We start from the raw sequence: 778 nt of genomic DNA on the forward strand, positions 1-778 counted from the left end.
TTAACCAACCCAGGTCAGGCTGTGCGCTTGGGCAGACAATATGCGCTGTCATGGATGGCAACATTGACGGGGCGCGCACCGCAAAACTCGAACTATAGCATTGGTTCTGCGCTGGTGGTTCGGGCAAATTCGCCATACCAAACATTAAAAGATGTTTCTGGATTCCCTGTTGCGGCAGTGTCCGAAAAAGCGTTTGGTGGTTATCTGACACTGCGCTATCAAATCGTGGAAATGGGACTCGATCCGAATGACTTTTTTGCGGATGTTCGCTATCTCGGTTTCCCAATTGATGCCAATCTCTACCAATTACGTGACGGCAATGTTGAAGCCGCTGTCGTGCCTGCTTGTCTACTGGAACAGATGCAAAATGAAGGTCTGTTACAGCACGGTGATTTTCGAGTCTTAAACCAACAGCCAAATGAACATTCTTCGTGTGCTGTTTCTACGCCGTTATATCCAAACTGGTCGTTTGCCAAAACAGAACGCGGCTCGTCGCTTCTGGCGAAAAAACTCGCGCAAGTCTTGCTTGCTATGCCGCCAGAGCACCCCGCCATTATTGCCGCTGGTGCATCAGGTTGGACATCGCCCGTTAGCTTGTTGAGCATCGATAAACTCTATCAGGCGTTGGATTTACATCCATTGCAGCAACCTTGGTGGAGTGAGGCGCTGCGCTGGTTGCGCAGCCATCAAGAATGGGCATGGGCGCTGTTCATGTTTGTGATTGTATTGAACGCTTACCACTTTTGGCTTGAGTATCGTTTTAGTAAGAGCAAACAAG

At 49.4% G+C, this 778-nt stretch carries 1 protein-coding gene; it reads left to right on the plus strand.

From position 1 onward, the window contains the following. Positions 1 to 778, plus strand: a 778-nt coding sequence (locus tag R7R24_RS26295; protein ID WP_318120061.1) for a phosphate/phosphite/phosphonate ABC transporter substrate-binding protein, incomplete at both ends; no start/stop codon positions are given.

Source organism: Vibrio sp. 704 (genome assembly GCF_033339295.1).